Origin of the sequence: Pediococcus sp. M21F004, from assembly GCF_051122535.1 — a bacterium.
GTDB lineage: Bacteria > Bacillota > Bacilli > Lactobacillales > Lactobacillaceae > Pediococcus > Pediococcus inopinatus.
Map to the genome: position 1 here is coordinate 490,221 of NZ_CP177314.1, position 25,590 is coordinate 515,810.

General features: G+C 38.1%; 29 protein-coding genes, 1 tRNA gene and 1 other annotated feature. Of the genes, 1 reads left to right on the plus strand and 29 read right to left on the minus strand.

Going from position 1 to position 25,590, the window contains the following annotated elements; translation table 11 throughout:
* Positions 1 to 6: 6 nt before the first annotated feature.
* The 8 genes from pknB to gmk all read right to left on the minus strand — a co-directional run bounded on the left by pknB (position 7) and on the right by gmk (position 9,087).
* Positions 7 to 1,494 (minus strand): Stk1 family PASTA domain-containing Ser/Thr kinase, encoded by a 1,488-nt coding sequence (gene pknB, locus ACLHK8_RS02525; RefSeq protein WP_057772606.1) that lies wholly within the window; start codon positions 1,492 to 1,494, stop codon positions 7 to 9.
* Positions 1,495 to 2,238: a Stp1/IreP family PP2C-type Ser/Thr phosphatase gene (locus tag ACLHK8_RS02530; RefSeq protein ID WP_057772604.1), complete on the minus strand. Its 744-nt coding sequence runs from the start codon at positions 2,236 to 2,238 to the stop codon at positions 1,495 to 1,497.
* Between the two features lie 6 nt (positions 2,239 to 2,244).
* Positions 2,245 to 3,582, minus strand: coding sequence for a 16S rRNA (cytosine(967)-C(5))-methyltransferase RsmB (gene rsmB, locus ACLHK8_RS02535; RefSeq protein ID WP_057772602.1), 1,338 nt, complete (start codon positions 3,580 to 3,582; stop codon positions 2,245 to 2,247).
* Entirely contained in the window at positions 3,579 to 4,529 is a 951-nt protein-coding gene (gene fmt / locus ACLHK8_RS02540) for a methionyl-tRNA formyltransferase (protein ID WP_057772601.1), read from the minus strand. Before fmt ends, rsmB begins: the two co-directional genes overlap by 4 nt.
* A gap of 15 nt (positions 4,530 to 4,544) precedes the next feature.
* The gene (gene priA, locus ACLHK8_RS02545) at positions 4,545 to 6,959 is read right to left on the minus strand and encodes a primosomal protein N' (protein ID WP_320531813.1); all 2,415 of its coding nucleotides are present in this window, start codon (positions 6,957 to 6,959) and stop codon (positions 4,545 to 4,547) included.
* A 13-nt stretch (positions 6,960 to 6,972) separates the two neighbouring features.
* Complete coding sequence (coaBC, locus tag ACLHK8_RS02550; RefSeq protein ID WP_082623233.1) at positions 6,973 to 8,193, minus strand: bifunctional phosphopantothenoylcysteine decarboxylase/phosphopantothenate--cysteine ligase CoaBC; 1,221 nt, start codon at positions 8,191 to 8,193, stop codon at positions 6,973 to 6,975.
* Positions 8,194 to 8,261: 68 nt separating this feature from the next.
* Positions 8,262 to 8,471 (minus strand): DNA-directed RNA polymerase subunit omega, encoded by a 210-nt coding sequence (gene rpoZ / locus ACLHK8_RS02555; RefSeq protein ID WP_057772594.1) that lies wholly within the window; start codon positions 8,469 to 8,471, stop codon positions 8,262 to 8,264.
* Between the two features lies 1 nt (position 8,472).
* A complete protein-coding gene (gene gmk, locus ACLHK8_RS02560; protein ID WP_057772592.1) occupies positions 8,473 to 9,087 on the minus strand; it encodes a guanylate kinase in 615 nt (204 codons plus the stop codon).
* A 182-nt stretch (positions 9,088 to 9,269) separates the two neighbouring features.
* Between gmk and ACLHK8_RS02565 the strand changes: the two genes are divergently transcribed.
* Positions 9,270 to 9,590: a hypothetical protein gene (locus ACLHK8_RS02565; protein ID WP_063697378.1), complete on the plus strand. Its 321-nt coding sequence runs from the start codon at positions 9,270 to 9,272 to the stop codon at positions 9,588 to 9,590.
* Between the two features lie 5 nt (positions 9,591 to 9,595).
* On the opposite strand, the gene ACLHK8_RS02570 is transcribed toward ACLHK8_RS02565, so the two are convergent.
* The 21 genes from ACLHK8_RS02570 to ACLHK8_RS02670 all read right to left on the minus strand — a co-directional run bounded on the left by ACLHK8_RS02570 (position 9,596) and on the right by ACLHK8_RS02670 (position 25,434).
* Entirely contained in the window at positions 9,596 to 10,267 is a 672-nt protein-coding gene (locus ACLHK8_RS02570; protein WP_063697376.1) for an ABC transporter permease, read from the minus strand.
* Between the two features lie 2 nt (positions 10,268 to 10,269).
* Positions 10,270 to 11,205 (minus strand): osmoprotectant ABC transporter substrate-binding protein, encoded by a 936-nt coding sequence (locus ACLHK8_RS02575; protein ID WP_063697374.1) that lies wholly within the window; start codon positions 11,203 to 11,205, stop codon positions 10,270 to 10,272.
* 13 nt (positions 11,206 to 11,218) lie between these two features.
* Positions 11,219 to 11,854 carry an ABC transporter permease gene (locus ACLHK8_RS02580; protein ID WP_057772586.1) on the minus strand — a complete coding sequence of 212 codons (636 nt, stop codon included), beginning with the start codon at positions 11,852 to 11,854 and terminating at the stop codon, positions 11,219 to 11,221.
* Positions 11,851 to 13,026 carry a betaine/proline/choline family ABC transporter ATP-binding protein gene (locus ACLHK8_RS02585; RefSeq protein ID WP_063697550.1) on the minus strand — a complete coding sequence of 392 codons (1,176 nt, stop codon included), beginning with the start codon at positions 13,024 to 13,026 and terminating at the stop codon, positions 11,851 to 11,853. The genes ACLHK8_RS02580 and ACLHK8_RS02585 overlap by 4 nt, the downstream gene beginning before the upstream one ends.
* 149 nt (positions 13,027 to 13,175) lie before the next feature.
* Positions 13,176 to 14,861 (minus strand): DNA repair protein RecN, encoded by a 1,686-nt coding sequence (recN, locus tag ACLHK8_RS02590; protein ID WP_063697368.1) that lies wholly within the window; start codon positions 14,859 to 14,861, stop codon positions 13,176 to 13,178.
* Between the two features lie 35 nt (positions 14,862 to 14,896).
* Complete coding sequence (locus ACLHK8_RS02595) at positions 14,897 to 15,352, minus strand: arginine repressor (RefSeq protein WP_063697366.1); 456 nt, start codon at positions 15,350 to 15,352, stop codon at positions 14,897 to 14,899.
* A gap of 16 nt (positions 15,353 to 15,368) precedes the next feature.
* The gene (locus ACLHK8_RS02600) at positions 15,369 to 16,196 is read right to left on the minus strand and encodes a TlyA family RNA methyltransferase (RefSeq protein WP_057772581.1); all 828 of its coding nucleotides are present in this window, start codon (positions 16,194 to 16,196) and stop codon (positions 15,369 to 15,371) included.
* Entirely contained in the window at positions 16,193 to 17,095 is a 903-nt protein-coding gene (locus tag ACLHK8_RS02605; RefSeq protein ID WP_063697364.1) for a polyprenyl synthetase family protein, read from the minus strand. The genes ACLHK8_RS02600 and ACLHK8_RS02605 overlap by 4 nt, the downstream gene beginning before the upstream one ends.
* On the minus strand, positions 17,088 to 17,339 hold the full coding sequence (locus ACLHK8_RS02610; protein WP_063697362.1) for an exodeoxyribonuclease VII small subunit: 252 nt from the start codon (positions 17,337 to 17,339) through the stop codon (positions 17,088 to 17,090). Before ACLHK8_RS02610 ends, ACLHK8_RS02605 begins: the two co-directional genes overlap by 8 nt.
* Positions 17,332 to 18,684 (minus strand): exodeoxyribonuclease VII large subunit, encoded by a 1,353-nt coding sequence (gene xseA, locus ACLHK8_RS02615; RefSeq protein ID WP_057772574.1) that lies wholly within the window; start codon positions 18,682 to 18,684, stop codon positions 17,332 to 17,334. The genes ACLHK8_RS02610 and xseA overlap by 8 nt, the downstream gene beginning before the upstream one ends.
* Positions 18,677 to 19,540 (minus strand): bifunctional methylenetetrahydrofolate dehydrogenase/methenyltetrahydrofolate cyclohydrolase FolD, encoded by an 864-nt coding sequence (gene folD, locus ACLHK8_RS02620; protein WP_057772572.1) that lies wholly within the window; start codon positions 19,538 to 19,540, stop codon positions 18,677 to 18,679. The genes xseA and folD overlap by 8 nt, the downstream gene beginning before the upstream one ends.
* Positions 19,541 to 19,636: 96 nt before the next feature.
* Entirely contained in the window at positions 19,637 to 20,041 is a 405-nt protein-coding gene (gene nusB, locus ACLHK8_RS02625; protein WP_057772570.1) for a transcription antitermination factor NusB, read from the minus strand.
* Positions 20,038 to 20,469 carry an Asp23/Gls24 family envelope stress response protein gene (locus ACLHK8_RS02630; RefSeq protein ID WP_057772568.1) on the minus strand — a complete coding sequence of 144 codons (432 nt, stop codon included), beginning with the start codon at positions 20,467 to 20,469 and terminating at the stop codon, positions 20,038 to 20,040. The genes nusB and ACLHK8_RS02630 overlap by 4 nt, the downstream gene beginning before the upstream one ends.
* A 19-nt stretch (positions 20,470 to 20,488) precedes the next feature.
* Complete coding sequence (gene efp / locus ACLHK8_RS02635; RefSeq protein ID WP_057772566.1) at positions 20,489 to 21,046, minus strand: elongation factor P; 558 nt, start codon at positions 21,044 to 21,046, stop codon at positions 20,489 to 20,491.
* A gap of 155 nt (positions 21,047 to 21,201) precedes the next feature.
* Positions 21,202 to 21,489, minus strand: a complete 288-nt coding sequence (gene rpmA / locus ACLHK8_RS02640) for a 50S ribosomal protein L27 (protein ID WP_057772564.1) — start codon at positions 21,487 to 21,489, stop codon at positions 21,202 to 21,204.
* A gap of 20 nt (positions 21,490 to 21,509) precedes the next feature.
* On the minus strand, positions 21,510 to 21,848 hold the full coding sequence (locus tag ACLHK8_RS02645; RefSeq protein WP_057772562.1) for a ribosomal-processing cysteine protease Prp: 339 nt from the start codon (positions 21,846 to 21,848) through the stop codon (positions 21,510 to 21,512).
* A gap of 15 nt (positions 21,849 to 21,863) precedes the next feature.
* Positions 21,864 to 22,172 carry a 50S ribosomal protein L21 gene (gene rplU / locus ACLHK8_RS02650; protein ID WP_057772560.1) on the minus strand — a complete coding sequence of 103 codons (309 nt, stop codon included), beginning with the start codon at positions 22,170 to 22,172 and terminating at the stop codon, positions 21,864 to 21,866.
* A gap of 13 nt (positions 22,173 to 22,185) precedes the next feature.
* Positions 22,186 to 22,261: a sequence feature (ribosomal protein L21 leader region), on the minus strand.
* A gap of 59 nt (positions 22,262 to 22,320) precedes the next feature.
* Positions 22,321 to 22,947, minus strand: a complete 627-nt coding sequence (locus ACLHK8_RS02655; RefSeq protein ID WP_057772558.1) for a TetR/AcrR family transcriptional regulator — start codon at positions 22,945 to 22,947, stop codon at positions 22,321 to 22,323.
* 101 nt (positions 22,948 to 23,048) lie between these two features.
* Complete coding sequence (locus ACLHK8_RS02660) at positions 23,049 to 23,510, minus strand: GNAT family N-acetyltransferase (RefSeq protein WP_063697360.1); 462 nt, start codon at positions 23,508 to 23,510, stop codon at positions 23,049 to 23,051.
* A gap of 17 nt (positions 23,511 to 23,527) precedes the next feature.
* Positions 23,528 to 25,081 (minus strand): ClC family H(+)/Cl(-) exchange transporter, encoded by a 1,554-nt coding sequence (locus ACLHK8_RS02665; protein ID WP_320531815.1) that lies wholly within the window; start codon positions 25,079 to 25,081, stop codon positions 23,528 to 23,530.
* A 279-nt stretch (positions 25,082 to 25,360) separates the two neighbouring features.
* Positions 25,361 to 25,434: transfer RNA gene (locus tag ACLHK8_RS02670), tRNA-Arg, on the minus strand.
* Positions 25,435 to 25,590: the final 156 nt, after the last annotated feature.

Below are 25,590 nucleotides of genomic sequence, written 5' to 3' on the forward strand. Positions count from 1 at the left end.
CTATTCTTATTCTGTGACAGAAAAACGAATTGTTGTTGCCCTGGGCACGACGACTTGGTCCGGAACAACACTTTGATAAATAATTTTGCCACGATCAAACTCCATGGTTTGTACTTTTGTCTTTTCTACTTTAAATCCCTTTGCTTGTAACTTTTTGGCCACAACACTGTACGAATCACCAATATAATTTTCAACCACATAACTATTAGGCCCTTGGCTAATTACAATGTTGACCGTTACGCCCGCTTGGACCTGCTTTTTCTTTGTGGGCAAAGTTTCAATAACACGCTTATAATTAACCTTTTGATTGCTAGTCCGGGTGATGTGCCCAATTTTAAGATCTTTCTTTTTTAAAGCCACTGCTGCCTGCTGTTGAGTCATTCCAGTTACATTAGGAATCGAAACAACTTTCGGAAAACTTAAATAAAAAGCAATAGCAATTCCTCCAATAAATAAAGCTAGCAAGCCTAAAAAGATGCCGATTTTTTTTCTTAAAGGATGCCGATTTCTTCTCTTTTTGGTTCCCGAAGTTGTTGTTTTCGAACCATCATTTTGCGAAACAGCCTTCACTTCAGCCACGTCTTTAACTGCCGATGATGTGAAGTCAGAAACATTGGCAATAATTGTTTCATCATTAGCGGATTGTGCTGTAAAACGGGGTTCACCAGCTCTCCTGGGGGAAAGTGATGTACTGAGGTCGTTTGCCATTTCCGTCACCGATGGATAGCGATCAAATGGATTCTTGGCCGTGGCTTTTAAAATAACATTTTCGAGAGCCTGCGGGATTCGCGGATCAAAATCACGCACAAGGGGAATTTGATTCTGATAATGTTTGATGGCAATTGAAACCGCGTTTTCACCTTCAAATGGTACGCGACCGGTTAACATTTCATATAAAATAATCCCCAACGAATAAATATCTGAACGTTTGGTTGCTAAATGACCGCGTGCTTGTTCTGGAGACAGATAGTGAACAGACCCCACTACCGCATTGGTTTGCGTTAGCGTTTGTTCTTCTTGAGCTAACGCAACTCCAAAATCAGAAATTTTGGCATTTCCTTTTTTATCCATTAAGACATTTTGTGGCTTTAAATCACGATGAATAATGTCATGAGCATGTGCTGCAGCAACCCCACTTAAAATCTGTTCCATAATATCAATTACTTTTTGATAAGGAATTGGAAAATGATCTTTGATATATTGTTTTAAATCTGTCCCGTCAACATACTCCATGACCAAATAATGCATGCCGTTGTCTTCGCCAACGTCATACACGCTCACAATATTTGGATGCACAATTTCCGTGGTCGCTAAAGCTTCTCGCTGAAAACGTTGAATTGTTTTTCCATCGTTTTGAAGATCAAATCGGATTAGTTTAACAGCAACGTCACGGTTAAGAATAAGATCATGTGATAAGTAAACATCAGCCATACCGCCTTCACCAAGCGAGCTAATCACACGATAACGTCCGTTAAGCGTTTGATTCGGTGTCATTTACTTATTCACCTCATCTTCCGCTTGAATGATAAGGACGGTCACATTATCGCGACCACCAGCCTGATTTGCTAATTCAATTAGTTTTAAACATTTTTTTTCTAAACTTAAAGGACCAGCCAAAACATTAGCAATCGTTTGATCGGTCACCATATTGGTCAATCCATCCGTACACAAAAGGAGCTGGTCATTAACTTTCCATACATAGGAATGCACATCGATATCCGAATTATTTGAGATGCCCAGTGTTTTGGTAATAATATTTTTTTGAGGATGATTTCGTGCTTCCTCAGGAGATAACTTTCCTTTTTTAATCAGTTCATTGACTAATGAATGATCAGAAGTCAGTTGCTTTAATTCATTTCCTTTAAATAAATAGCACCGACTATCACCTAAGTGAGCTACGATAAACTGATTTTTCAAAATTATCGTAACTACTATGGTTGTGCCCATCCCATTTAAATCTGAATACTTCTGTGCCGTTTCTAAAATCTCATCATTTTCTTGAGTAACTTCTGTTTGGAGCCAATTGACCGCGTTAGTCACATCATCAAAATCGGTATTTTGGAATAAATAACCTAAATGAGAAACCGCCATTTCAGAAGCGACATCCCCGCCCTGACGACCACCAATTCCGTCCGCAACGATGCTAAATAAGACGCTTTGTTTATTCTTAAAAACGCCTACATAATCTTGGTTTTCGTCACGATGGTTACCGATATCAGATTGAAATGCATACTTCACGAATCATCACGCTCTCTTTTGTAAACAAGCAATGAAAAAGCCATCGGAACCAAAATCATCCGGATAAATATTCAGATACGGAACAAAACGATCTTCCTTCAATTTTTTAGTCGTTTGTGTAGGAACCAACGTAAACTCAGGATGAAGTTCTATAAACGCTGAAATTGTTTTTTCATTTTCCTGTTCTAATATGGTACAAGTACTGTAAGTTATTATACCGTTATCTTTAACTTTTGGAGCCATTGCATTCAAAATTCCTAATTGAATTTCATGCAAATTTTGACTATCTTCTGGAGTCTTTTCATAACGAATTTCTGGTTTGCGGCGCATTAATCCAATTCCGGAACATGGCGCATCAACCAAAATACGATCAAAGTAATCATCTTCAATAATTGAATCAATTTTACGGGCGTCTAATGCTTTAGCTGTAACTCGTTCGTCAAGTCCCATTCGTTTGGCATTTTGTTTGATCAAACCCACTTTTTTTGGATGGAGATCCAGTGCAAGTACATGTCCTTCGTCGCCAATTTTTTGGGCAATGTGGGTTGTTTTCCCGCCTGGTGCAGCACAGGCATCAAGCACTTCCATACCAGGTGCTAACTGCATTGCTTCTGCAACTAACATGGCACTTTCGTCTTGAATTGTTAAAGCCCCGTTCCCAAAAAGTGGTGATCGGCCAATACTGCCTTCAGTAACAATGACACCATCTTCTGCTATATCACTTGGTTCTGCTTGATAGCCGTCTTCATCCAGTTGATTAATCACTTCTGTTTGTGTAGTTTCATTCGTATTAACACGAGCAGCTTGTCGAGAAGGATGATTGATTGATTCCAAAATTTGATCAGTCTTCTCTTCTCCTAATTCTTTATCAAGCTGTTCAATTAACCATGGCGCAACGCTGTATTTGATACTTCGAAACTCGGTTGGATCCGTAATTGCACTTAGTTCTGGAAGTCCTTCTCTTTGAATTGAATGCAAAACTCCGGTCACAAACGCCCGAATTCCACTATGGCCACGGACTTTTGCAATTTCAATTGTTTCATTAAAAATTGCTCGCGTAGGAACTCGGTCTAAATAGACCATTTGAAAAACGGCTGAAAGTAAAAGTTGTTTAACCCAATCTTCTACTCTTTTATGTCCTATAAAGGGTTCTAAGTCATACTCTAACGTTAATTTGTGTTGAATAACTCCGTACACAATTTCTGTCAACAAATTAATGTCAAGCTGCGAAAGTCTACTATCGCCAATCGTATTTTTTAATTCAATATTTGAATAAGCACCTTTGCTTACTTTCAATAAAACGTCAACTGCAAGTGCCCGTGGATTCTTTGCTTTATCTGTCATAGTTTAATAACCTGCTCGCCTTCATAAAATGCTTCTTGACTACCATTTAAGTAATCAGTAATATCCATTTGTGGTTTACCTGCTGGTTGTACACGGTCCAAACTAACCACACCATTTTCGCCAGTAGCGATAAGGAGTTCGTGCTTTGTTTTTTGAACAACCTGGCCTGGTAACAAATCTGTTGTTTGGGTCAGCGGTGTCACCTGCCACAGTTTTGTTCGTACCCCGTTTAAAATTACATAACTTACTGGGAAAGGACGAAGCCCCCGCACTTTTGCATCAACCAGCTTTGCACTTTTGGAAAAATCAACTTTTTCTTCTTCTGGCTTGATATTAGGTGAAAACGTAACATCCTCTTCATTTTGAGGCACACTTTTAATTTCCCCTGCAATTAATTTAGGCAACGTTTCCAGTAAAAGATTACGTCCCAAAATACTCAGTTTTTCAAACATCGTCCCAACATCATCTGTCGGTTCGATAGCTAATTTTCTTTGGGCTAGCATTTCGCCAGCATCCATTTTTTTAACCATATAAATTAGCGTCACACCAGTTTCGTGATCCCCATTCATAATAGCATATTGTACCGGTGCACCGCCGCGATATTTAGGCAACAACGAGCCGTGGACATTAACGGCTGCAATTTTTACAGAATTGATTAATTTCATTGGTAAAAATTGTCCAAAAGCTGCGGTCACAATTAAATCGGCATGCATATTAATTAAGATTTCCATTTCGTCTGAACCGCTAATTTTTTCGGGTTGAAAAACGGGAATGTTGTTTTCTACTGCCACTTGCTTCACAGGTGACATGGTCATCTTGTGTTTTCGTCCTGTTCGCCGATCGGGTTGTGTCACAACTGCCACGACATCATAGTTTGCATCCTGAACTAAACTTGTTAAAATGGGCGCCGCAAACTGTGGTGTGCCCATAAATATGATTGACTTCATTTTATTGAATTCCTCCTACATAAATGATTGTGGTTCTGAATCGATAGAAAGTTGAATTCCTAGTCGATAATCAGCTTGAGATTCCTGTAAAATTTTAGTGACAGCCTCATGTAATTGAGGTTCATTTTTATATTTAATCACAATTTGATAATAATATTTATTTTTAACTCTCGCAATTGGCTTCGGCGTTGGTCCAAGCACAATGGCATCCGGACTTAAAGATGGTTTTAACTCATTTAAAACAGTATACATCTTTTGAGCCGCAACTTTTTCTTCTTTATGAGCAGCAGTGATCTGAAGCGTGTAATAGTACGGCGGATATTTTTCCTGATGACGAATATACATTTCTTTTCGGAAAAAGTTTTCATAATTTTGAGATTTGGCAAGCTGAATTGCATAATGGTCAGGATTAAATGTTTGAATAAAAACTTCGCCTAATTTATCAGCCCTGCCGGCCCGGCCACTAACTTGCGTTAAAAGCTGAAAAGTCCGCTCACTAGATCTGAAATCTGGCAATTCTAAAGCCGTATCTGCGTTTAAAACACCAACTAAGGTTACGTTAGGAAAATCTAGTCCCTTAGCGATCATTTGTGTTCCTAACAAAATATCGGCTTGTTGTTGCCCAAATTTCTGTAAAATTCGTTCATGGGAACCTTTCCGCCTTGTAGTATCAACATCCATTCTCAAAATTCGTGCTTCCGGAAATTGAGCCTGAAGCTCTTTTTCAACTTTTTCAGTCCCCGTTCCATAGTAACGAATTTTTTCACTATGACAATTAGGGCACTGTTTTGGAATTGGCTCTTCATGTCCACAATAGTGACATTTCATCCGGTGATTATCCATGTGCAAGGTTAAGGAAATATCACAATTAGGACATTTCAAAACGAACCCACAGTCTCGACACATAATGAAGGATGAATACCCACGCCGATTTAGCATCAGAATACTTTGTTGTTTCAAATTCAACCGATTTTTAATTGCTGCCAACAACGGATCAGAAAAATTTTGATTTGCGCCGCTCTGTAGCTCTTCACGCATATCCACAATTTTTACTTTTGGTAATGGATGCCCGTTGATACGATCTGGTAAACGAAGTAATTGGTAAACATTGCGCTCACTACGCGCTCTGGATTCCAACGAGGGAGTTGCACTTCCAAGCACTAACGGACAATTATGATATTCACTCCGCCATTGAGCCACATTTCTTGCGTGATAACGCGGTGTATCATCTTGTTTATAACTGGTTTCATGTTCTTCATCGATAATGATGACTCCGACATTTTCAATTGGTGCAAAAATTGCCGACCGCGCGCCAACAACTACTTGGGCTTCATGCCGCTTGATTCTGCGCCATTCATCATACTTTTCACCATCTGATAACCCACTGTGCAAAACAGCAACTTGTTTGCCAAATCGTCCCTTGACCCGACTAACCATCTGCGGTGTCAAAGCAATTTCTGGAACCAACATAATAGCCGTTTTATTTTGCGCCAACGCATAAGCGATTGTTTGCAAATAGACTTCTGTTTTTCCACTTCCAGTAACACCTTCTAATAGAAAAGTCCGTGATTGCTGGTCTTTTATGCTTTTAGTTACCTGATCTAAAGCAACCTTTTGTTCTGAATTCAACTGCAATGGTAAAGTTAACTTCTTGTTCATAGCATACGGGTCTCGATACTGTTCCACTTTTTTACGAGTAAGCCAGCCCCGTTCCTCTGCATTCTTAATTGTAGCAGCTGTAATTTTCAATTCTTTTTCAATCTCAACCTGCTTAATTGCAGTCTGATGAAACGCCAAATAATGAACAAGATTACGCATCTTGACTGCATTTTTGCGTAATGATGCCATAATTTTTGGTTCTTCTTCTTCACTTAATTGCGACTTGATTTGAAAAACTTGCTTAGAATGAGCTTGATTCTTAACCTTATAAATAATTTCAATTTGATTTTTTTTTCGTAGTTTTAATAACTCACTTTGTTGTTTCGGTGTTAATTGATCAGGCTGAAAATCTTTCCACTCATCTTCGGGGAGAATTTTTGCCAAACTCTCACTCGAAACTTCAGGATCAAGGATCTTCAATTGTTTTGTATACTTTGCCCGCATAACATTAGGTAACATGGTTAAAAGACAGGTAATCTGAAAAGCAAATGTTGTATCTGCCAACCAACTAGATAACTGAATCAATTCAGGATTTAAAACGGGCTCCAAATCCATTAAGCTTTCGATATTCTTTAGCGGGTTTTTCTCTTCTGCTTTTGTTTCAAGTGCAACGACAAATCCTTGGATTTTTCGATTACCATTGCCAAATGGCACAACAACCCGCATCCCAACCTGAATGTCAGTTTCAATTTGGGTTGGGACAAAATATGAATACGGATTATTTGTTTGCATTGTAGGAACATCAACAATTACTTTGGCAATCTGGACCATACTTTCACCTGCTTTATGACAATCGTTTTACAATAACTTCTAAAACCTTTTTGGCAATAATTTGCTTGTTTGCCTTTGCAACTTTAATATTGGTCGCATTGTGTTGCAAAATGGTGACCGCATTATCTTCTGAACCAAACCCAATATCCGATTGGGAAACATCATTGGCGACAATTATATCTGCACCTTTAGAATCCAATTTTTTCTTGGCATTATTGAGTAAGTCATTAGTTTCGGCAGCAAACCCCACAACAATTTGTTTGGTTCGGCGCGATTTTAAACTTTTTAAAATATCAGTTGTCTCTTCCAATTCTAACGTCAAATTGGCAGAATCTGCTGATTTTTTTATTTTATGATCAACAAAATGTACGGGACGATAATCTGAAACAGCTGCGGCCATTATGAATACATCTGTAGACACAAACTGCGTCTGAACAGCCTGTGCAAGTTCTTCAACTGTTTCAACTTGAATAACGTCAATCCCAGCCGGAATTGGTAATTTTACATTTGCGGAGATTAAGGTAACTACTGCCCCGTTTTCTTGTGCAACTTTAGCAAGTGCATACCCCATTTTACCAGAGGATTTATTAGAAATATAGCGAACAGGATCAATATACTCACGAGTCCCACCCGCTGTAATAAGCACCTTTTTCCCCCGTAGCTTAGCTAATTTTGAATTATCAACATCTTCTGTTTGCTCAACGATATAATTAAATATTTCATCATTACTTGGAAAACGACCCTTTCCCGAATAGCCCTCCGCGAGCGGTCCATTATCCGGATCCATAACTTGAATATTGTCATTTCGCAACGTTTGAATATTCCGCTGTGTGGCTGCGTTATTCCACATATGCACATTCATTGCGGGAACGACTATGACTGGTACCGAAAGTGCCAAAAGTGTTGTACTCACAAAATCATCAGCCATGCCATTTGCCATTTTACTCATGATATTGGCTGTTGCAGGAGCCACGATTGCCAAATCAGTCCAGTCTGCCAATTCAACATGGGCAACGGCGGCTGAAGTTGTTTGGTCGAATAAATCAGTTTGCACGGGGTGTTTACTAATTGTTTGGAAAGTACTTTTACCCACAAATTGCATAGCCGTTTTTGTCATCGCAACTCGAATTTCTGCACCTGCTTTTTGAAATGTTCGAATTAATTCGACAACCTTATAAACTGCAATTCCGCCTGTTATAAAAAATGTAATGTGTTTATTTTTCCACATAGCCATTCTCCTTATTAAAAAATTGAAAAAAAGGTCTGAAAGAAATTTCTCTCAGGCCTTACATCAAATACTCATTAAAATTCGGTTTTATCAGGATCGATCACAACGTCACCCGCAACAATTTCTTCAAGCGCCTGTCCAACACTCTTGGTTGATTCATATTTATCCAAAAGAGGCTGTGCGCCAGCATCAAGTTCATGCGCACGTTTGCTGGCCAACATAATTAAAGAATAACGTGAATCAACTCGTTCTAATAAATCATCAACTGAGGGATATAAAATCATTTTATTTATCTCCTAACATTTCTTCATATTCTGGAAAAACTCTAGCAACTCGGAATCGTTCACTTTTTATGATTGTTTTAATGCTTTCAACAGCATTCTCAACTTTATCATTAACTACGGCAAAATCATAGTCTTGCATCATTCGAATCTCTTCTACGGCCTTTTCCATCCGCTTGTTGATTGTTTCCATATCTTCTGTGCCGCGATTTATAATGCGCTGTTTTAACTCCATTAAATCGGGTGGTGTCAAAAATACGAAAACTCCTTCTGGTGATCGTTTTCTTACTTGTAGAGCACCATTTACTTCAATTTCTAAGAAAACATCTTTGCCACGATCTAACGTTTCATTGACGTACTTCAAAGGGGTTCCGTAATAATTATCAACGTACTTTGCATACTCTAACATCTGACCAGTTTCAATATTATGCTCAAACTCTTCTTTAGAAACGAAGTAATAATCGACCCCATTTACTTCGCCTTCGCGAGGTTTTCTTGTTGTCATTGAGATTGAATACTGAAAATCATTACCACCCTGATCAAAGATTGCCTTACGTACCGTTCCCTTACCAACCCCAGATGGTCCGGATAAAACGATAAGCATCCCTCTTTTTGCCATAATTAAAATCTCCTAAATATAATGTAACTCCTATTATCGCTTTTTTAATCGGTCTTTTCAAGCTCCAATCAACGTTATGACGCGATTTTTATGGATTTAAAAAATATTTTATATTTAATATTGCATTTGTGAACGTTTGTTCGTATAATGAAGAGGCAAACAAACGTTCGAGGTGGAAATTAATGGAAAATTTACAACACAATAACAAGGGTGTATCCAAGTTCGTATATAACTCATATCAAAAGCTCTTTTCAGAGCCAAATTTCAAAGGCATCGAACCTCAAATGCCTCTGTTTCAATTAACCAATTTTTTAAAACAAGCTGTTCAAAATCATTATCTGGTTACTATCCAAATAAATGGGACTGATGCTGTCTATGAAACCACTGGTTTTTTAACAGAAGTATCTGAAAATCGGTTTATTTTATCGCGTAGCCATCAAAACGTCACATATTTACTTCAATTGCATAACATTCGCTTTGTAAAGCGTCTGAGCATTAACTAGGTCAATTATTTATTCTGTTTAGATCGCTTGTATTCAGGATCCAGACGGTTTTGTAACCAACCTAACACCAAATCAGAGATAATCGCCATTAAAGCCGTTGGTAAAGCACCGGCTAAAATAATTGCACCCCCGTTAGTGGCGTTTGTTCCTCGTATAATAATATCCCCAAGTCCACCGGCACCAACGAAGGTTCCAATGGCCGTGATTCCAATGGCTAACACTAACGCATTTCGAATTCCAGCCATGATGACTGACATAGAAAGTGGCAACTCAACCATATACAAAAGTTGAAAACGAGTCATTCCCATTCCCTTACCAGAATCTAAGATGCTAGGTTCAACACTTTGCATCCCACTGTAAGTATTTTTGATGATCGGCAACAATGCGTATAAGAATACGGTCGCAATAACTGTATTAACTCCTAATCCTAAGCCCAACATAATAATTGAGAGCATAGCTAACGACGGTACAGTTTGGATCACGTTAGCAATCCCAATTACTGTTGAGCTTAATTTAGTATGGCGAGCAATTAGAATCCCTAAAGGAATCCCCACAATTGCAGCAAATATTACGCCATAAATTGAAATCAAAAAGTGACGACTGAACTGCTCCAACACATACATACCATTATGAGAAAAATAGTAAATCAGTTGTTGAAAAATATTTAAATTTGTCATTTTTATTTACCATCCTTCCCATCAAAGTAGTTGTGTTGCTCTAAATATTGCTTTGCAACAACTTGTGGTTCAACTAATTGATTATCGACCTTAGCATTCAAGTTTTGCATTGTGGTGAGTGAAATTTTTCCTTTTAATTTTAATAGAACCTTTTTTAGCTCTGGATGTTCTTTTAAAATTTTATCTGTTGCTAAGGGACTAGCATTATAAGCTGGGAAAAACTTCTTATTATCTTTCAAAACTTTTAAGTCGTAACTTTTGATCCGCCCATCAGTTGAATAACCTAAAACAGCATTCATTTTTCCTGATTGAACAGCACTATATACTAATCCAATTTGCATTGGGTAAACCTTTTTGAACTGGAAACCATAAGCTTGAGAAAAACCAGCATACCCATCGCCCTTTCGGTTAGTCCAGATTTGGTCAGCACCGACTGTCATATTAGGCGCCAGTTTTTTTAAATCACTAACACTTTCTAAATTCTCTTTTCGAGCCAATTTTCCCGTCACCATAAACGCATAGGTATCAGCAAAACCATAGGTTGGAAAATAAGTCATATGATATTTATTTTTGTAAATTTTACGGACTGTTTCGCTAGATTTTTTTGAATTTGTAATTGGATCCCGATTAAAAATCGTAGTTAAGTCAGTTCCGTTATAACGAATTGCCGAAATGTCAGCATTCCCATTTTTAACTGCCTGAAAGCTCACTGTTCCTGAACCCAAGTTATTGATGAGTGTCGTTTTTAAATTAGTATCGTGTTCAATCAAGTCTGCAATCATATAAGCCATAATTTGCTGCTCCGTTGTATTCTGAGCCGTAATTCGAACAGTATCTTTAGAGGAAGAATTCAGTCCTGGAAACCCACAACCGCTCAACAAAAGGGTCGAAATCAACATTAAAATGCCAACTCTAAAAAATCGTGATATTTTTTTCATTGTGATCCCCCTCCTATGATTTTGCAGTCGTTGTTGTTGGTGTCAACCAAACTTCTAGTTTTCCCAATAACCAATCAACCAATAAAGCCAACAAAATAACCGGAATGGAACCGCCCAAAATTAAATCTGTACGATATAAATTGAGACCATTAAAAATAAAGTCACCAAGACCACCAGCACCAATGTATGAAGCCAAAGCGGTCCAAGCAATCACATACGTTGCTGACAAACGAATTCCACTCATAATAACCGGCACAGCCATTGGCAATTCTAATTTGATAACTGATTGGAGACTAGTCATACCCATTCCTTTTGCAGCATCTTTTAAACTAGGATCCACACCTTTAATTCCTAAATAGGTGTTTCTTAAAATTGGCAACAAAGAATAAATAAATAACGCAACAATCGCCGGAATGGCACCAATCCCAAATAAGGGAATCATCATCGCTAAGAGCGCAAGGGCCGGAATTGTTTGAAGCACACTAGCGATCTCAATGATAATCCCAGATCCTTTTTTCATCCGCGTCAATAAAACACCTAGCGGAACGGCAACTAAGATCCCTAGTCCGAGTGAAATTCCTGAAATGTAAATATGCTGCCAGATTTTATACAATAACTGGCCACCATATTGTTGAATGAAAGTAATCATACTTGGCCGTCACCCACCTTTGTTGAAGCAGCCGCATCTTTCGAATCTTCATGAGTTGAAGGATCTGTTTCACCCCATAAAGCATCGTACACAATATCAACCAGAGAGGCTCGCGTCACAATTCCAACTAATTTCTTGTTTTCATCTACAACGGGAACGTTTTTGTATCCCCGTTTTAAAATTCTTTCGACAGTGTCACGAATAATTGAATTTTCATGAACATAGAAAACTTTCCGAGTCATGACATCATCAACACTGGTTGCCGTATTGTAGTTGTAATCAATTTGTTCAATATCTACATAACCCTTCAGAACTCCCGAGTCATCTGTAACCAATAACGTATCGACTCGTTTTTCATGCATCAACTTCAATGCCTCTTTCAAAGACCGACCTGGCGTAATTGAAACGGCGTTGTTATACATAACCTGACCAACAGTCGTGATACTTGGTCGTGCTTGGATTAAACGATCTTTTCCAATCAAGTTTTCGACAAATTCATTTGCTGGATGACGTAAAATTTCGTCTGGTGTGGCTACTTGGACCATCTTTCCATGACTCATAACCACAATCCGAGTAGCCAATTTCAAAGCTTCATCCATATCATGCGTTACAAAGACTAGCGTTTTACCTAAGCGTTTCTGCAAATCTTGAACAAAATCTTGCAGTGATTCACGCGTAATTGGATCCAAGGCCCCAAAAGGTTCATCCATCAAAACCAGATCCTGATCAGCTGCCAAAGCTCTCACAACACCAATTCTTTGCTGCTGACCACCTGATAATTCTGAAGGATAGCGATCTAAATATTCTTCAGGTAATTCAACCATCTTTATCATTTCTTTTGCCCGTTCAGCTCTTTTCTCATCAGACCATTTAAGTAATTTGGGCACAAGTGTAATGTTATCCCGAATTGTCATATGAGGCATTAGCCCAACATTTTGAATCACATACCCAATTCTGCGACGTAGTTTCACAGGATCAGCTTTTAAAATGTCTTCACCTTCTAATTTTATCGAACCAGATGTCGGATTTAACATTCGGTTAATCATTCTCATTGTAGTTGTCTTACCTGAACCAGAAGTTCCAATAAAACAAATAAACTCACCCTTTTTTACGTCAAGATTAAAATCATCTACGGCTTTTTTTCCACCGTACACTTTAGAAAGATGTTTCATTTCTAAAAACACATACGTCAACTCCATTCAATTTCAAGTACAAATAGGATTATGTTATCGTACATTGACCACTTTCTGCAAATGTTACGATTAACCACTATTGATAATTTATGCTAAAAAGTTACCTTTTAGATACAAAAAAGAACTTTTTAAGAATGGGCCATCTTAAGAAGTTCTTTTGCGTGTTGAATACTTAATTTAGTTACGGTACTCCCTGCCAACATTCTAGCTAACTCTTGTACCCGCCCCTCATCATTTAGATAACTTAAATCAGTTTCTGTGCGACCATCTTTGACCGTTTTGGAGACAAAGAATTGATGGTCGGCCTCAGCTGCAACCTGGGGTAAGTGGGTAATACATAGAACTTGAGAATAACTTGCAATTAGTTTTATTTTTTCGGCGATTGCCTGGGCAACACGCCCGCTAACACCTGTATCAACTTCATCAAATATGATACTAGTAACTCCCTGTGACTTAGCAAAAATTGTTTTCAAAGCCAACATAATTCGCGAAAGTTCACCACCAGATGCAATTCGTGTTAAAGGCCCCATTTTTTCACCAGGATTGGTCCGCAAATAAAATTCCACACTATCAACACCACTTGTTTTAAACTTTGTAGGCTGAGTCGTGTCAAAATGAACCTCAAATTCCGCCTTGTCCATATACAACTGTTTTAATTGTTCATGAACATCACGCTTCAATTGTTGAGCCGCTTTTTTGCGTGCGGCGGTCAATTGATGGGCTAGCTTTTCCAACTTAGTTTTCAGTTCATCCAACTGAACTTCCATTTGTCCCTCGTCTGATTCTAAATCAATCATATTATGTAACTCTTCAGAGACTTTCTGATCATACTTTAAAATTTGATCAACTGTATCGCCATATTTTCTTTTCAATTGATAAATTTCTTCCAAACGTTTTTCAATTTGGTCTAAACGCCCTTCATCCCATTCCATGCCATCTAACTCACCACTAATTTCACTAGCCGCATCTTGCAGTTGGTAATAGGCTGAAGCAACTACTTCAGAAATTGCTTTATAATGATCATCTAGCTCTTCAATTTCACGCAGACCGTTCATTGCCTCACCGGTCCGATCAATTGCCCCAGGAGTCTCCTCAGCGCTTTCTAAAGCAAGCTGAGCGGCTTGAAGAGCACTGTTGATCTTCTGGAAGTTTTCCAAATGCTCTTTTTCAGAATTAAGTTGCTCTTCTTCTCCACTTTGAAGATTAGCGTCCTCGATTTCTTTAACTTGAAATTTAAGCATATCTACGCGTTGGACCCATTCTTTTTCATGTGCTTTTTTTTGATCAAACTTTTTTCTCAAAACTTGGTAACGTTCAAAGTAAGCTTGATAACTTTTCAACAGTGGCTGGACTTCAACGCGAGCATACTCATCCAGCATGCCTAAATGCTTATCAGCTTGCATTAATTCTTGATGCTCATTTTGTCCATGGATATCAATTAGAGTCTCTCCAACTTGTTTTAGGATTGTGGTGTTAACTAACGACCCATTGACGCGACAGACATTGCGCCCACTTGCTTGAATTTCTCGCTGTAAAATAAGCGTAGGATCAGCATGTTCAATTCCATACTGGTCCAACAATTCTAATGTTTCTCTATTTTTATCCAGACTAAACATGCCCTGCAAAACAGCTTTTTTGGTTCCTTTACGAATGAAGTCAGTAGAACCTCTCCCACCCGCTAATAAACCCACAGCATCAATAATGATTGACTTTCCGGCCCCAGTTTCACCAGTCAAAACAGTCATTCCTGAATTAAATTCGATATTTAGTTTTTCAATAATTGCGAAATTTCGAATCACCAATTCTTGCAGCATTTTTTCACCTCATGTAAGTTTCTAACTTCACATAATCACTCTAAACGCATCGTTGTAATCAATTGTTTGATGTTTTCCACGCCTTCAACACTGTTGGTGACAATTAAAACAGACCCATCATCGCTAATGGCACCTAAAATATCATCACTATTCAATTGATTTAATAAACTGGCAATTACAGGTCCACTTCCGGGTTGTACTTCAAGAAATATGAACGTTGCGTTGCTCGTCATTTTTTTTACAGACTCTTTAAGCGTTCGTGCCAACCGTAATTTAATATTCTCATCTTTTTTTGGTGGTAACGCATAATGGTAACCCCCATTTTGAGATGGTAACTTAATCAACTGCATGTCTCGAATATCACGAGAAATGGTTGCCTGAGTTACCTGAATACCACTTTTATTCAAATACGTAACTAATTCTTCTTGTGTTTGCACATCATTTTGCGTTAATATGTCCCGAACATGCTGCTGCCGTTCACTTTTTTTCATACTGGTTGACCCCTTGCTAATCCTCTTTGGTCTGATTTAATTGTGCATAAGCAGATTCCAAAGTTTTCTTAATTGAAACAGACTCATCAATTTTTGCTTCCCCATCAGTGGCAACAATGTGCATGAGAAATTCGATATTGCCCTCTCCACCTTTGATCGGTGAGAAATCTAAGCCTACCACATTATACCCATTTTCAACTGCCATATTGAGTGTATTCGTCAAAACTTCTTCATGAACTTTAGGATCATGAATAATACCATGTTTTCCGACCTTGTCTTTTCCCGCTTCAAACTGGGGTTTTATTAAAGCAACTACCCCACCGTTAGATTTGATTATATCTTTTAAAGCGGGCAATATTAATTTTAGTGAAATAAAAGAAACATCAATCGAAGCAAACTCAGGCTGGCCATGCGTAAAATCAGTTAATTTAGCATATCTGAAATTAGTATTTTCCATCACCACAACCCGAGGATCTTCGCGAAGCTTCCAAACTAACTGATTTGTGCCAACATCTAGAGCATAGCTCAATTGGGCACCATTTTGTAGCATGACATCCGTAAATCCACCCGTAGAAGAGCCAATATCTAAAACAATTTTATCTTGGACACTAATTTTAAAAACTTTTAACGCCTTTTCTAACTTCAAACCACCACGACTAACATAAGGCATTGGTTTCCCTTTAAAATGAAGTTCTGTTTCTACTGGAATTTTGCTTCCGGGCTTATCTAAACGTTCTTCATTTTCTCCTAAAATTTCACCGGCCATCACTGCCCGCTTTGCTTTTTCTCGTGTCTCAAACAATCCCTGCGAAACCAATAATACATCTACCCGTTCTTTTTTCATTTTTCTTCCTCATCTACCTGAAAGTAAGTCAAAAATCCTTGTAATAATTCTGTTGAAACCCGATTTTTTTGAAGATTTACAAGCGCCTGCTGACACGCCTGGACACACTGCTTCAAATCAAGAATTGCTTGCGGTGTTCCTCTTAGTCCTGGATAGGTATTTTTATGTTCACCAGCATCTTTATGAACCGCTTTTCCCAATGCCTGTGTAGAGCCCAGTACATCTTCTAGATCATCGTAGATCTGAAATGCCAACCCAAAATTCTCGGCAAATTGAAGCAAAAATTGCTGATTTTCAAGACTTGGATTCATAATAGCATTTGCAGCTTGTGCGGTATATGTAATCAGTGCACCTGTTTTTTGCCGATGCAACTGTTTTAATTGCTCAAAGGTTAACCGCTCATTTTCACCCAAAACATCACTAGCCTGCCCGGCCACCATTCCAGACGGTCCTGCAGCTTGCGCTAGACTCTTCGTTAAACGCGTAGTCACCGCAGCATCTAGGCCGGTTGTCGCTACCCATTCAAACGCCAAAGTTAATAAACCATCACCAGCCAAAATAGCCAATGCTTCACCATATTTTTTGTGATTAGTGGGCATGCCGCGACGTAAATCATCGTTGTCCATAGCGGGTAAGTCGTCGTGAATTAAAGAATAAGTATGGAGCAACTCTAAAGAAGCGGCGACTCTCAATATGTCATTGTTCAATGGCCCACCAAAAGTTTTAACCATCGCTAATAAGAGAATGGGCCGCAACCTTTTTCCCCCTGCCAAAACGGAATATTGCATAGCTGCCCGTAATTGTTCATTCGAAATGTCAGTAGCTAAGTTTTCCTTTAAATACTTATTTAGTAATATCGTGTTTTCTTGGACAAAGTTTTTGGTTATTGGATTACTCATTGGTTTTATTGGCCTCTGCAGTTGGCGCTGGTGTTTCGAACGGTACCTCTTGTCCATCTTCGCTCATCATTTTAGTTAAGGTTTTTTCCGCATTTTGTAATGTATCCTGCAAATCCTTGCTCAAGGTCACACCATGCTTAAATTCATTTAAAGCCTTTTCCAACGGAACATCACCTTTTTCTAAATTAGTGACAATTTCATCTAGTGATTTTAAATTTTCTTCAAAAGTTGGTTTTTCAGTCATTATTTAATCCTCCATCTTTTATAGCAGTTATTTTTGCTTGAGCTGTCCCGTCACTCAGGTGCAGTTCAATTTCCGTATTAATTTGTAACTCTGAAACCTGTTTCACAACTCGATCCTTTTTGGTTACATAACTGTAACCACGCCCCATAATTTTTAGAGGGCTCAGATAATCTAATGAAGTAATTGAATGCTGCAACTGGGTTTCTTTGGCAGTAAAAACAGCCTGAATTGCCCTGGTTAATCTTACTTGGAGATTATTGACCAATTGTTCATTTTGTTTAATTCGGTTCAGCGGTGTATTTAAATAAAGGCGTTGATTAATTTTTGTCCATTGATTCTCATAACGATTCAAAGTGGTTAACATATCTTGCTTCAACTTATCATTTAAGTAATCCACATTTTGAATATAGCCTTCATACAATCGCCGAGGATCTTGAAATACGTAGGACTGATTCAACCGATTTAGGCTTTGGCGCTCTTTTTTTAGCTGATTCATAAACGCGTTAAAAATTCTTGTACGCCGCTGCGTGAGATACAATATTTCTTCACTTAACACCGGTGTTGCTAATTCAGCAGCTGCAGTTGGTGTTGCAGCTCGAACGTCTGCCACAAGATCCGCAATGGTTGTATCTGTTTCGTGACCCACCGAAGATATAATTGGAATTTGACTTTCAAAAATTGCCCGAGCAACCACTTCTTCATTAAACGGCCATAAATCTTCAATTGAACCGCCCCCACGTCCAATAATAAGCGTATCAAAATTTCCAATTTTATTCACTTGTTGAATTCGCGCGGCAATCTCTTTAGCCGCCTCTGTCCCCTGAACTTGGGCAGGAAATAAAACAAGCTGGGCAATTGGAAAACGGCGCCGAGTTGTCGTAATAATATCTCGAATGACTGCCCCAGACGGACTAGTCACAACTGCAATTCGTTTGGGATACCTCACTAGTGATTGCTTTGGTGCTGTAAATAATCCTTCAGTACTAAGCTTTTTCTTTAGTTGCTCATAGGCCTGATATAAAGCTCCAACCCCATCTGGCTGCATACTATCAATATAAATTTGATAACTACCAGTTGCCTCATAAACAGAAATTCGTCCTGTGACTAAAACTTTCATTCCTGTTTCAGGGGTAAATTTTACTTTTTCAAACGCAGATTTAAACATAATGGCACTTATTTTAGCTTGATCGTCTTTTAAGCTAAAATACTGATGTGCATGGGGTCGAATGCGTAAATTAGATATTTCTCCAACTAAATAAATCCGACCTAGATAAGGATCCACTTCAAATTTACGTTTAATATACTTTGTGAGTGCTGTTACCGTCAAATAATTTTCTTTATCCATTTTGTTCGCTACTCCACTTAGTTAAGGAAACTGTTTGGGCCATTAACATACTAATTGTCATTGGACCCACACCGCGCGGAACTGGGGTGATATAAGCAGCTTTATTTTTAACCTCGTCAAAATCAACATCGCCAACTAGTTTATGTTGGGCATCACGATCCATCCCAACATCAATGACTACAGCACCATTCTTAACATCGACTGCTTTAATAAAGTGAGCAACTCCAACCGCTACCACTAAAATATCAGCCTCTTGTGTTAGTTCGGAAAGTTTTTTGGTATGACTGTGAGCAATGGTTACCGTCGCATTAGCATTAACTAACAGGGCTGCCATCGGTTTCCCAACGATGGTGCTTCTTCCAACAACGACCGCTTTTTTCCCGTCTAAAGAAATATGATATGCTTTAAAAAACTTCATAATACCCGCTGGTGTGCACGCAATAGGGGTCTGTTCAGTCCGATTCACAATTAGTTTACCAAGATTTACCGGGTGAAAACCGTCTGCATCTTTTTGTGGAGCAATTGCCGTCGTAACATGGAACTCATTTATGTGTGCTGGCAAAGGTAACTGCACTAAAATTGCATTAATCGTTGGATCCGCATTGTATGAATGAATAATTTGAATTAACTCTTCTTCAGTAATGGTCTCTGGTAGATTTCTGACAACTGAATGGATACCCATTTTTCTTGCCCGTTTATCCTTATTACGCACGTAAAGCTGACTAGCTTCATCGTGGCCGACTAAAATAACAACTAATCCAGGAATAATTCCACGATCAGCTAAGTCTTGAATTTCAATTTTAGTATTTTCATCAGTTTTAGCTGCAAGTGCTTTTCCATCTAATATAGTTGTCATCGCGTACCCTCATTTTCGTTTATTCTTACTTCCTAGTTTAGCATAATAGAAAATACGAAAAAACCAGAAAAAACAATTTGTTTTTTCTGGTTTCTGTTAATCTAGTTTATTTGAAAGCACACCATTAATAAAATTCTTCTCAGTATCATCAGCATATTTTTTTGCTAACTCTAAAGCTTCATTAACAGCTACTTTGCCAGGAACCTCTTCTACATAATTAATTTCGAAAAAAGCAATTTGTAAAATGAGATGATCAGTACGTGCCAACCGTTTGATTGACCACGTTTTCTTTAAATATTTACTGATTTCTTCATCCAAGTCAGCCTGATGTTCTAAAACACCATCAACTAACTGTGCTAAGTAAGCAGGAGGCTCTTCTTGATCATGATAGCCATCCAAAACTTGTCGATAAAGTTCTTCGTGCGAAGCGTCTGAGTTACTGCCTAACGCAAATAAAACTTGAAAAGCAGCTTCTCGAATTTGATGTCGATTTAAACTCACTTTTCGTCACCATCATTTTCCGCAAAAATATCATCAGGATCCACTGTCGAGGTTGTTTTAGCCGGGATAATCCCTTCAACATGAATATTTACTTCTGTAACCTCAAGTTCTGTCATAAACAATAACTGCTGATTAACTTTGCTTTGAATTTTCTTAGCTATATCTGGCACGGAAGTACCGTAGTCTAAGTATACGTAAACATCTACTCGAAGTTTGCCTTCACTTAAACCCAGCTTAACGCCTTGTCCCTTTGTATTTCTTGTTAAAAAGGAAGTGACACTTTCGCTCAAGCCACTGCTACTCAAATGAACACCAGCAACTTCACCTACAGCAATTCCAGCAATAATCGAAACAACCTCTGGGGCAATTTTGATCTCACCCAGAGTTGGTTTATGCTCTGCCAGTGCTAAATATTTATCTTCTGCCATTTTACAAACCTCCTACCAATTATGCTCGTGAAACATAAGTCCCATCAGTTGTATTAATGATTAACACGTCATCCTGGTTAACAAAAAACGGTACTTGGACTGTTAAACCAGTCTCCAAAGTTGCTGATTTTGTTCCACCAGTTGCTGTGTCGCCTCGAATACCAGGCTCCGTGTCAGCAACCTTTAAATTAACTGTATTTGGTAAATCAACACCTAAAGTTTCTTCTCCAAACATGATGACACTGACTTCCATATTCTCAATGAGATAATTTTTTTCGTCAGTTAACTTATCACCAGGAATCTCTAATTGCTCGTAAGTCTTGTTATCCATAAACACATAATTTTCACCATCATTGTACAAATACTGCATTTTCTTTGTCTCAATAATAGCCTGTTCCATCTTTTCACCAGCACGGAATGTTTTTTCTTGTACACCATCCGTCCGTAAATTCTTTAACTTTGTTCGGACAAAAGCACTACCTTTTCCAGGCTTGACATGCTGAAATTCAACAATTCGCCAAATTCCGCCGTCGAATTGAATGGTTAGACCATTTTTAAAATCTGAAGTCGAAATCATATTTTTTACCTCCAAAATTCATTACACCTAACTATAGCAATATCAGTGGGTCAAAAGCAAGCGAAGTTAGGTTTAGATTATCTCAAAATTAAACTATTTTTGACAAAAAAAGAACCAGAACAAAACTCAGTTGTTCTGATTCTTCACATTAAAAACTATTCTGCATCTGCTGCAGGATAAACAGAAACTTGACGCTTGTCTCGTCCCTTACGTTCGAAACGCACAACACCGTCAGTTAATGCAAATAATGTGTCATCATTTCCACGACCAACGTTTGTTCCAGGGTAAATATGTGTTCCACGTTGACGGTAGATAATCATACCGCCCTTAACGGGTTGTCCATCAGCACGTTTTGTACCTAAACGACGACCTGCTGAATCACGACCATTAGAGGTGGAACCACCACCCTTATGATGACTAAAGAATTGTAAATTCATTAACATAGCTTTACACCTCCGAATATTTATTCTTGAATATTCACTTTTATAAATTGTGAATAATTATTTGCAACATCATTCATACCAATCACAAAGCTTCTCAAAATTGCTTGCATTTGTAAAAGCTGATCGCGAGTATGGTCTGCTGAAAATTTAGCGGTTAATAAACCACCATTTTCAGAATCCTCACTCGTCTCCGGTTTTACACCAACAATCTGCTCAATACTATTAATTGTATTAATTGCTAATACTGAGGCAGCCGCACAAACGATATCCTGTCCATACGGACCAGAATCAGCGTGTCCAATCATTTTAAATTGTTCAACGCCCGTTTTACTGTTCAATTTAATCGTTACTTTGATCATCGGTAATCACCAAAATTAAGCATTAATTGCATCAATCATAACTTTTGTATATGGTTGACGATGACCCTTCTTAGAATGCTGATTCTTCTTGGCTTTGTACTTGAAAGTAGTTACTTTCTTTTCTTTGCCTTGTTTTTCAACAGTTCCATTAACAGTTGCGCCATCAACGATTGGTGAACCAATCTTTGTTGCTTCGCCACCAACGAATAAGACTTGGTCAAATGTAACCTTATCGCCTTCGTTGACATTGAGCTTTTCAACAAAAATAGATTGGCCCTGTTCAACCTTAAGTTGTTTACCACCAGTTTCAATAATTGCGTACACAGTGTGCACCTCCTCATTTTCTAATACTCGCCAGCTTTAAGTGTCTATTTCTAGAACTTAAAACTCAAGCCGAGCGGTTGTAGCTGTGGAAGCCACAAATACAACATTACAATGATACCAAAAAGAACCGAGAAAATCAACCAGTACCTTAAATAACAAAGAAATCAGTCGCATCAATTTTTTCTGAACTGTTCTGATGCAACAGTTCATAAACTTTGACACTGATAAAATGCGGGGTATAGATCATTCCTTGGGCCAGCCAATCTTGAATTAATCCTATAAAACCAGAAATGACGAATTCTCTTTTTAAAGTATTGGGTATTTCCTGTGAACTTGAATCTAAATCAAGCTTTTCCGAAAAATTTCTCAACCACTGTAAAAATTCAGATTTTATTTCTTCACTAAATTCATTTTCGCCTGTCAGACCAAACAAAACCATAAACGTTTGGTATTCAGTTGCAATGTATTTAAATCCTGCCTCCAAAGAAAACACTTGAACTTGGTGTTCTGAAATTTCAATTTTACTTTCTAAAAAAGGCTTGGCATCTACCAAAGAATTCCGAAAAAAGTCTTCCACAAAGTCATGAACGACTCTTTGAACGAAATCTTTCTTATCTGTGTAATGCAGATAAAAGGTCCCTCGTGTCACTTTAGCGGTCTGCGTAATTCGTTGAATATTCAAGCTCTGCACACTTTGCTTGGCTAACAAAGATATGAGTGCCGCTTTAAGTTGCCGTTTTGTTTTAATAACCCTCGGATCCGATTTGTTTTCCATGGCAAGCCTCCACTAACCCTAGTCCTTACAGCCTTTTATTTTACGGCACCTTTCCTCAAAAAACAAAGAAAAAAGATTATTAGAATAATTCGGTCAATAAATTAATCATTAGTAATCTTTTGGCGAAGCAAAATCATATCGTGAAGCCTTAAACCATTTTCTACAATTGGCTTCTTATAATTATCACTAAAAAAATCTACCCGAATTGCAAAGCAACGAAAACCCATTTTCTGATAAAGATAAAGTTGCTCAAAACTTGTACTCCCAGTACCCACAATCATTTCACTAAATTCGTGCTGTTTAGCATACCGAAGAACATTTTTGATTAGCTTTTGCGCAAGACCTTTATGTTGATAATCGGGTCTGACTGCAATATTTTTCAGCTCAATTTTTTTGGAATTCATTGGCACTAAAAGCACAATTCCAACTACTTGGTCTCCATCAACCAACTGAAATCCAATACTTTTCGGTAAATAACCTTCCACCATTTGAAGATCTGGATCGGCAGTCAATAATAATTTATAATGTTCAGCACTATATTTTGTTATGCATTTTATTTCCAAAGTTCGTCCTCTTATATTTAGCTATTTTCAGTCAAAAACTGGGTTAAGGCAATTAATTTGGGCCTGATTTCCCCACTAGCATCACTCGGAATTGTAAAAATCAATAAATCGCCCGCGACGATCAATGTATCTCCACTAGGGACTATTTCATGGCTACCCCGGCGAATGGTCGTTAGAATGCTATTTTGTGGCCACTCCACACGTCTGACTTGTTGGTCCTCTGCCAGACTTTGCGCGTAAACTGGAATTTGTACTTGTTCATTACGACCTTTAAAAATTGGCAACTGTTTAAACGTGGCTAATCGTTCAGCAAGTGATTCATAGATTGGAGCCCCATTTGTTAAATCAACAACCAAATAGGCAATTAAAACAACAAAAGCAAGTGGCATAAAGTTTCGCATACTTCCTACTAATTCAGTAATCAACATAATTGCTGTAAACGGGGCCTTACTAATTCCCGCAAAATATGCCGCCATACTAAAAATAATCAGGTTGTTCACAAACCCTAAATCAAGTAAATTTGCACTATATAATAGATTGCCAACAATAGCGCCGATCAAAGCACCAACAGCTAAAATAGGCATGAAAAATCCGCCCGCAACACCCGCACCATACGAAATCATGGCGAAGACAAATCGAACAACAAGTAAAATTAGTAAAACGGTCAGACTAGGCATTACATGAGAAATATTTAAAACGACGTGACTACCACTTCCTAATGTGATTGGTAAAAATACCCCAATTGGGATAACCAATAACATCGGAATCAAACTTTTGTAATACCAGGGAATTTTTTTAATGCGATCGAACATCCCTGGGACTTTCAATAGGCCAATCTGATATAGACGGCTGGCCAATCCCAAAATAATTCCTAACAATAATAATTGCCAATAATGGCTAAGTGGAAAGATATTTTGATAATTAATTGGCAATACTGGTCCCAGTCCAAAAACATAGAGTGAAATAAAATTAGCACTTAATGCGCTGGTAAGTGATGTGATCCAAACTAAAGGTGAAAAATTATGATAAATTTCTTCCATTACAAAAAAGGTCCCAGCTAATGGCGCATTAAAAGCAGCAGCCAGACCAGCCGCTGCCCCATTTGCAATCAGAATCCGTCTCTGTGAAGCTGAATAATGTCTGGTTTCTGCTAGTCCTTGTCCAACGGCCGCTCCTAGTTGAACAGATGGGCCTTCACGACCAACAAAAATACTTGTACTCATTGTTAACACACTAGCAAAATATTTGCGCCAAATCACCGAGTGCCAATCCATCTCCATAAATCCAGATAATTGGGACTCCACCTGAGGAATACCGGCACCTTTAATATTTGGATCACCCCGCATCAGCAAACTAACTATGTACGTAACTACAAATGCTAATGCAATTAAAACTAAGAGTAGCCAATGGTTTTGGCCAACTTGTTTGTAAATACTTAAACTAAAATTTCCCGCCAATTCAGCCAGCCACCGAAATGAACTGACCACTACCCCGGTGATTAAGCCTACACATAAAGCTTTAAGAATAAAATTCAATCGAATATTGCTAGTATGACTATTAATAAAATGCATTGTTCTTTTGCTCCTTTTAATATAATGATCGTAAATTATTGCTATGTAAATTGTGATTCCATTTAAAAAACTCAGAAAATAACTATACCATAATCGCTTAAAACTCAACAAATCACGAGGCAGGCTCTTAACCCCTTGTTGCCTATTAACTATTTAGTGACTGCTCATTTAAAATGTGGAGTGCTTCTAACGTAGTTTGGGTGTTTTCTCAATATACAAAAAAAGAATGCCTTAGATTAGCATTCTTGAATTATGTAAAAATTCCATTCTATTCTTTAATGAACCGGGTGAGGTTCGAACTCACGACCCTCCGCTTAGAAGGCGGATGCTCTATCCAGCTGAGCTACCGGTCCGCGTTATTGATTATAAAGTAAAAAAAAATGTTCGTCAACACTGTTTAGATATCTGTAACTGCTTTTCTAGTTTGCACCAAGGAAATCTTCCGAATATTTTAGTTATTCTGAATAAGAGCTACGTAAATGCTTTCATTTTTGCCCATTTTTCGGTAT

What these genes read in the sequence shown, in the direction of transcription:
- pknB (WP_057772606.1), bottom strand. Translation starts at nt 1,494, where the DNA reads ATGACACCGAATCAAACGCTTAACGGACGTTATCGTGTGATTAGCTCG.
- rsmB (WP_057772602.1), bottom strand. Translation starts at nt 3,582, where the DNA reads ATGACAGATAAAGCAAAGAATCCACGGGCACTTGCAGTTGACGTTTTA.
- fmt (WP_057772601.1), bottom strand. Translation starts at nt 4,529, where the DNA reads ATGAAGTCAATCATATTTATGGGCACACCACAGTTTGCGGCGCCCATT.
- priA (WP_320531813.1), bottom strand. Translation starts at nt 6,959, where the DNA reads ATGGTCCAGATTGCCAAAGTAATTGTTGATGTTCCTACAATGCAAACA.
- coaBC (WP_082623233.1), bottom strand. Translation starts at nt 8,193, where the DNA reads ATGGCTATGTGGAAAAATAAACACATTACATTTTTTATAACAGGCGGA.
- rpoZ (WP_057772594.1), bottom strand. Translation starts at nt 8,471, where the DNA reads ATGATTTTATATCCCTCAGTTGATGATTTATTAGAACGAGTTGATTCA.
- gmk (WP_057772592.1), bottom strand. Translation starts at nt 9,087, where the DNA reads ATGGCAAAAAGAGGGATGCTTATCGTTTTATCCGGACCATCTGGGGTT.
- ACLHK8_RS02565 (WP_063697378.1), top strand. Translation starts at nt 9,270, where the DNA reads ATGGAAAATTTACAACACAATAACAAGGGTGTATCCAAGTTCGTATAT.
- ACLHK8_RS02570 (WP_063697376.1), bottom strand. Translation starts at nt 10,267, where the DNA reads ATGACAAATTTAAATATTTTTCAACAACTGATTTACTATTTTTCTCAT.
- ACLHK8_RS02575 (WP_063697374.1), bottom strand. Translation starts at nt 11,205, where the DNA reads ATGAAAAAAATATCACGATTTTTTAGAGTTGGCATTTTAATGTTGATT.
- ACLHK8_RS02580 (WP_057772586.1), bottom strand. Translation starts at nt 11,854, where the DNA reads ATGATTACTTTCATTCAACAATATGGTGGCCAGTTATTGTATAAAATC.
- ACLHK8_RS02585 (WP_063697550.1), bottom strand. Translation starts at nt 13,026, where the DNA reads ATGAAACATCTTTCTAAAGTGTACGGTGGAAAAAAAGCCGTAGATGAT.
- recN (WP_063697368.1), bottom strand. Translation starts at nt 14,861, where the DNA reads ATGCTGCAAGAATTGGTGATTCGAAATTTCGCAATTATTGAAAAACTA.
- ACLHK8_RS02595 (WP_063697366.1), bottom strand. Translation starts at nt 15,352, where the DNA reads ATGAAAAAAAGTGAACGGCAGCAGCATGTTCGGGACATATTAACGCAA.
- ACLHK8_RS02600 (WP_057772581.1), bottom strand. Translation starts at nt 16,196, where the DNA reads ATGAAAAAAGAACGGGTAGATGTATTATTGGTTTCGCAGGGATTGTTT.
- ACLHK8_RS02605 (WP_063697364.1), bottom strand. Translation starts at nt 17,095, where the DNA reads ATGAGTAATCCAATAACCAAAAACTTTGTCCAAGAAAACACGATATTA.
- ACLHK8_RS02610 (WP_063697362.1), bottom strand. Translation starts at nt 17,339, where the DNA reads ATGACTGAAAAACCAACTTTTGAAGAAAATTTAAAATCACTAGATGAA.
- xseA (WP_057772574.1), bottom strand. Translation starts at nt 18,684, where the DNA reads ATGGATAAAGAAAATTATTTGACGGTAACAGCACTCACAAAGTATATT.
- folD (WP_057772572.1), bottom strand. Translation starts at nt 19,540, where the DNA reads ATGACAACTATATTAGATGGAAAAGCACTTGCAGCTAAAACTGATGAA.
- ACLHK8_RS02630 (WP_057772568.1), bottom strand. Translation starts at nt 20,469, where the DNA reads ATGGCAGAAGATAAATATTTAGCACTGGCAGAGCATAAACCAACTCTG.
- efp (WP_057772566.1), bottom strand. Translation starts at nt 21,046, where the DNA reads ATGATTTCGACTTCAGATTTTAAAAATGGTCTAACCATTCAATTCGAC.
- rpmA (WP_057772564.1), bottom strand. Translation starts at nt 21,489, where the DNA reads ATGTTAATGAATTTACAATTCTTTAGTCATCATAAGGGTGGTGGTTCC.
- ACLHK8_RS02645 (WP_057772562.1), bottom strand. Translation starts at nt 21,848, where the DNA reads ATGATCAAAGTAACGATTAAATTGAACAGTAAAACGGGCGTTGAACAA.
- ACLHK8_RS02655 (WP_057772558.1), bottom strand. Translation starts at nt 22,947, where the DNA reads ATGGAAAACAAATCGGATCCGAGGGTTATTAAAACAAAACGGCAACTT.
- ACLHK8_RS02665 (WP_320531815.1), bottom strand. Translation starts at nt 25,081, where the DNA reads ATGCATTTTATTAATAGTCATACTAGCAATATTCGATTGAATTTTATT.